The following is a 5,295-nucleotide window of genomic DNA, read 5'->3' on the forward strand; positions in this document are numbered from 1 at the left end:
GCGGGGCTCACCGCGGGGCGCATCGTCGAAGTCGAAGCCTACCGCGGCCCGGAGGATCGCGCGGCGCATACGGCCGGAGGACGACGAACGGCGCGCAACGAGGTCATGTGGGGCCCGGGAGGGCACCTGTACGTCTACTTCACGTACGGTATGCACCATTGTTGCAACGTCGTGACGCGCGACGCCGACGAACCCGAGGCAGTGCTGCTCCGCGCGCTCGAACCTCTCGCCGGCATCGAACTCATGCGCCGACGACGAAATGCTCGCGATCTTCCGACTGTCACACTCGCTCGCGGACCGGGCAACCTCTGCCGAGCCCTCGGCATCGACCGCCGACACGACGGCTGCGACCTGACGACGGGACCGATCGTCATCCTCGACGCGCCCATGGCGCGAGCATCACTGGTGGCTGTGTCCGCCCGGGTCGGCGTCGAGTATGCCGGCGAGCACGCGCTTCGACCCTGGCGCTTCTTCCTCCGTCATTCGTTGGCTGTATCAGCTCCACGCGTCGGCGAGCGGCTCAGTCGCGCTTGATGCGCTCCATGACCATCATCGGATCCGCTCCCCCCGCCTCCAGATCGACGCCCGTCGTCTCGAGGAAGCGGGCCACCATCATGTAGAAGCCGATCGTCAGGATGGCTTCGCAGAGCTCGCGATCCGAAAAATGACTCCGTACGGCTGCGAGCGTGCCGTCGCTCGCACGCGGTCCCGCCAGGAGTTCGTCGGTCAGACGCAGCATCACACGCGCGCCCTCGTCGAAGCACGGCGCCGCCGTGTCGTCGCGCTCGAGCGCCGCGATCTCCTCGTCGGACACCCCGCACGCTCGCCCGATCGGTACGTGCTGCTGCCATTCGTACGGCGCCGGAGACCGTCGTCCCACCCGTAAGATGATGAGCTCGCGAACACGAGCATCCAACGCAGCGTGCGAGAGAATCGCCGTACCGAGCCGACCGAATCCACGAAGAAACGTCGGCGCGTGCGGCAACATCCGGAAGATGTTCAGGGGCGGCAAGCCGGCGGCGAGCGTACGGACGCGTTCCTCGACGCAGGCGAGGTCTGGATACGGGATGCGAGCCATGGCGAATGGTTAACGGAGTCTTCGTGTGAAGAGCAACCCGGGCAGGCTTGACTCGCCACGTCCCCGATGGTTCCCACGCCAGGTGCCTCGTGACTTCCAGTGGAGCGCGCCGGTCCTGCAGGCCGACCTCGACGCCTTTGGCGAGCTCCGCTCCATGAGCCTCCTGCGATCGCTGCAGGAAGCCGCCACCCGCGCCTCGAGCGATGCCGGATTCGATACCGCTTACTACGACCGCACGGGCGGCATGTGGATCATTCGTCGGACGCAAATGCGGCTGGAGAGCCCCGCCCGTTACGGCGATGTCCTCGACATCCGGACGTGGATCACCGACTTTCGGCGCGTCCGCTCACAACGGGCGTACGAGGTACGGAGCGGCAATCGTCTCGTCGCTCGGGCCCTTTCCGATTGGGTGTTCGTCGATCAGCGCGGACGGCCGCGACGGATCCCACCGGAATGGTACGCGACGTTCGGCGTCGCCGAGACCCACGCGGCGACACGGACTCCGTTTCCCGAGACCTCCCCCTCCGCGCAGGCCGCGACGTTTCAGCGCCGCATCGAGCTCCACGAGCTCGACGCGCTCCGGCACGTGAACAATTCGAACTACACGGCCTACCTGGAGCAAGCCATGCTGGACATGACCGAAGCCGCCGGATGCGGATTCGAGGCCCAGATCGCCGCGGGTGGACGATTGCGCGCGGAGAGCCACGACCTCGAGTATCTCGATGCCGCGCTCTACGGCGAGACGATCGCGGTCACGACCTGGCTCACCCATGCGACGGCGGACGCGCTCGAGCAACACACGCATTTGCATCGGGGCGATCCAGACCGCCCCCTGCTCCAAGCCCACAGTCGTCATCGCTGGATCGCTCCCGACGATGCGCCGATGCCGCACACGCTCCGTAGCGCATTTCGCGTCCCCTGATTTGCGGGGGATGGGGCCTTCCAGTATCGTTTCGCGCCATGAGCGTTTTGCGCCACACGCGTAGGATCACGATCGGCCGACAAGCGGTCGGAGGCGACGCCGCCGTCGTCGTACAGAGCATGTGCGCCACGAAGACACGAGACATCGACGCAACCGTCGCGCAGGTCCATCAGCTGGCTCGCGCCGGAGCCGGCGTCGTCCGGATCGCCGTCGACAACGAGAAAGAGGTCGCGGCGCTCAGAGAAATCCGCCGGCAGACCGAGGGTGTCACTCTGTCCGTCGACCTGCAGGAGAATTACCGGGTCGCCGCGTCGGTGGCGCCATGGATCGACAAGATCCGGTACAATCCGGGGCACCTGCACCACATCGAACGGTCCAAACCGATCGCGGACAAGGTCGCCTGGCTCGCCGGCATCGCTCGCGACAACGACTGCGCGGTGCGCATCGGAGTCAACTGCGGATCCGTCGCTCCCGAATTCCTCGAACGGCACCCGAACGACCAATTGGCGGCGATCGTTCAATCGGCCCTTCATCATTGCGACCTGATGGAACGATTCGGCTTCGATCGTTTCGTCGTCTCGCTCAAGGATTCCGACCCCGACAAGGTCGTCGCGGCGAACTCGCGGTTCGCGGAAGCGCGGCCCGATATTCCGATCCACCTCGGCGTCACCGAAGCGGGAATGCCGCCCGAAGGCATCACCAAGACGCGACTCGCCTTCGAGCAATTGCTCACGCGGGGCATCGGCGACACGATCCGGGTCTCTCTCACCCTCCCGAACGAGCGTAAGCACGAGGAGGTCGAGGTCGGGCACCAGATCATCGCGGACGTCGCCGATGGACGATTCATCTCCGTCCCGGATTTCGGCAAGGGCCTGAACATCATCTCATGCCCCAGCTGCTCCCGCGTCGAGAACGAGAGCTTCGTGGAACTCGCGCAGCACGTGAAGGATCTCACCACCTACGCGGCGGCGCACCGCATCACGATTGCGGTCATGGGCTGTCGCGTCAACGGTCCTGGCGAGACGGATGACGCCGATCTCGGGCTCTGGTGCGGCCCCACCACGGTGAACCTCAAGAAGAAGGACGTCAAGGTCGGAGCCTACAGCTACACGGACGTCCTACCCAGGCTGCGCCAAGAACTCGACCGCTTGATCGCGGAGCGTGTCTAGTCCGTCAGATGCGTTCGATGATCGTGGTAATGCCCATGCCCCCGCCAATACACATCGTAACGAGGCCGGTGGCCTGGTCGCGGCGCTCCAACTCGTCCAGCACGGTCCCGATCAACATTGCGCCCGTCGCCCCCAGGGGATGACCGAGCGCGATCGCCCCACCGTTCACGTTGACTCGATCCGGATCGATCCTGCAGTCGCGGATGACCTTCAGCGGTACCACCGCAAACGCCTCGTTGATCTCGACGAGATCGATGTCCTTGATCGTCATCCCAGCTTTCCCGAGACATCGCTCGGTCGCCGGAACGGGCGCGGTCAACATGATGACCGGCTCGGCACCATGCGTCGCCATGGCTCGCACACGCGCCCGCGGCTTCAATCCGTGCGCCCGGGCATAGTCGGGCGACGCGATCAAAACGGCTGCGGCACCGTCGACGATACCGCTCGAGTTGCCCGCGGTGTGAACGTGCTCGATCTTCTTCACTTGCGGGTAGATCTTCCGCGCCTTTTCATCGAAGCTGAGCTCGTCGCCCTTCTGCACGTACTGGCCCAACTGTAGGAACGACGGCTCGAGCTTCCCGAGGCCCTCGAGGGTGGTCTGCGGTCGCGGGAACTCGTCGTGATCCAGCGCCATCGTCCCGTCGAGATTCTTCACGGGCACGACGCTTTTCGCGAACCGCCCCTCCTCGATCGCGACCTTGGCGCGCTGCTGACTCGCCAGGGCGAAACGATCCACGTCGTCGCGCGAAAATCCCTCGATCGTCGCAATCAGGTCTGCGGAGATGCCCTGCGGAACGAGAGGGAACATCTCGCGAAGATGACGATTATGGCCGTCGATGCCCGAACCATCGGATCCCATCGGTTGGCGCGACATACTCTCGACTCCCCCGCCGACGACCAACTCCTGCTGCCCCGACATGACGCCCATCAGGGCGAAGTTCACGGCTTGCTGGCCGGAGCCGCAAAAGCGGTTCAATGAAACGCCGGTGACGTCCGTCGGCCAGCCGGACACCAGGGTCGCCATCCGCGCGATGCAGCCACCCTGCTCGCCGGCCTCCGTCACGCACCCCGCAACGACGTCTTCGACGTCCTTCGGTTCGAATGTGTGGCGAACCGACAACGCCTGCAGCACCTGAGCCAGGAGCTCCTGCGGATGGATGTGCGAAAGGGCACCGCTGTCCTTCTTGCCGCGCCCACGGGGCGTACGAACGGCGTCGATGATCCACGCTTCCGCCATGACTCGTCTCCTTCGAGTAGGTATGGGCGAAGACTAAATCCCGCCTCGACCGCCATTGCAACGAATCGCCGCCCCGGCCCCGACTGCCCGCGGCGCCGGGCGGCACGCGCGCCGTCATGATCAGGTCGGTGGACCGACGCGATACGGCGCCGCAACGGCCCGAGCGTCGACCGCGTGGGTCGCAGCAACCACGATTGCGGCGCCGGATCCACGCGCGCGGCAGCGTGTCCCCACATTCGCGCGGAGGGCGTCAATATCCACCGAGACTACGGGACCAGCTGAAAGCGCCGACGTGGCGCGGCCGGATGGCCGTGAAATGCCTGCGGTCGGTCGTCGCAATGGTTCCGAGCCGGAGCCGCTCGGCGATCGCCACCACCGACGCATCCACGAATCCGGTCGAGGAGTAGACCACGACCATGCTTTGCGGTTGGCTGTCGAGCGAGTTTCCAGTAGCCTGCGTCCGTGAGTCGCTCGTTGCCGATTCCGCCGCCGGGTTTTGACGAGCTGCCGACCGACGAGAAGGTCCGGTATGTCGAGACCCTCTGGGACCGCATCGCAACGGCACCCGATCAGGTTCCCGTCCCCGATTGGCATCGGCAGCTCATACGCGATCGGCTCGCCGAGCATCGTAAGGATCCGGATGCTAAACGCTCGTGGCACGAGGTTCGCGAGGAACTGCTTCAAGAGCTTGCCCACAACAAGCACACGCCGCGCTGATGTCCACGGAGGTGATCGTCCGTCCGGCGGCAGCGGCGGACGCTCGCGAGGCAGCGCTCTGGTACGAGGCCAAACGCGAAGGACTGGGTGCCGAATTCGTGCTGGAGCTCGACGCGCTCATACGATCGCATCGCGCAGCATCCGTTGCACTTCCCTGTGATCGACGAGGGGA

At 65.4% G+C, this 5,295-nt stretch carries 6 protein-coding genes; 4 read left to right on the forward strand and 2 right to left on the reverse strand.

What is annotated here, in order from left to right; all coding sequences use genetic code 11:
• Nucleotides 1–534: DNA-3-methyladenine glycosylase (locus IT293_09950; GenBank protein ID MCC6764974.1), on the forward strand; the 534-nt coding region annotated here is incomplete at its 5' end.
• On the opposite strand, the gene IT293_09955 is transcribed toward IT293_09950, so the two are convergent.
• Nucleotides 521–1,078 carry a carboxymuconolactone decarboxylase family protein gene (locus IT293_09955; GenBank protein MCC6764975.1) on the reverse strand — a complete coding sequence of 186 codons (558 nt, stop codon included), beginning with the start codon at nt 1,076–1,078 and terminating at the stop codon, nt 521–523. The two genes, IT293_09950 and IT293_09955, sit on opposite strands and share 14 nt — an antisense overlap.
• A gap of 82 nt (nt 1,079–1,160) precedes the next feature.
• On the opposite strand from IT293_09955, the gene IT293_09960 reads away from it, so the two are divergent.
• On the forward strand, nt 1,161–2,000 hold the full coding sequence (locus IT293_09960; GenBank protein ID MCC6764976.1) for a thioesterase family protein: 840 nt from the start codon (nt 1,161–1,163) through the stop codon (nt 1,998–2,000).
• A gap of 38 nt (nt 2,001–2,038) precedes the next feature.
• Nucleotides 2,039–3,169: a (E)-4-hydroxy-3-methylbut-2-enyl-diphosphate synthase gene (gene ispG / locus IT293_09965; GenBank protein ID MCC6764977.1), complete on the forward strand. Its 1,131-nt coding sequence runs from the start codon at nt 2,039–2,041 to the stop codon at nt 3,167–3,169.
• A 4-nt stretch (nt 3,170–3,173) separates the two neighbouring features.
• On the opposite strand, the gene IT293_09970 is transcribed toward ispG, so the two are convergent.
• Nucleotides 3,174–4,406, reverse strand: coding sequence for an acetyl-CoA C-acetyltransferase (locus tag IT293_09970; GenBank protein ID MCC6764978.1), 1,233 nt, complete (start codon nt 4,404–4,406; stop codon nt 3,174–3,176).
• A gap of 474 nt (nt 4,407–4,880) precedes the next feature.
• Between IT293_09970 and IT293_09975 the strand changes: the two genes are divergently transcribed.
• The gene (locus IT293_09975) at nt 4,881–5,123 is read left to right on the forward strand and encodes an addiction module protein (GenBank protein MCC6764979.1); all 243 of its coding nucleotides are present in this window, start codon (nt 4,881–4,883) and stop codon (nt 5,121–5,123) included.
• The last annotated feature ends 172 nt before the right edge of the window (nt 5,124–5,295 follow it).

The sequence above is a fragment of the Deltaproteobacteria bacterium genome, assembly GCA_020848745.1.
Classification (GTDB): Bacteria; Desulfobacterota; Binatia; order UTPRO1; family UTPRO1; genus UTPRO1.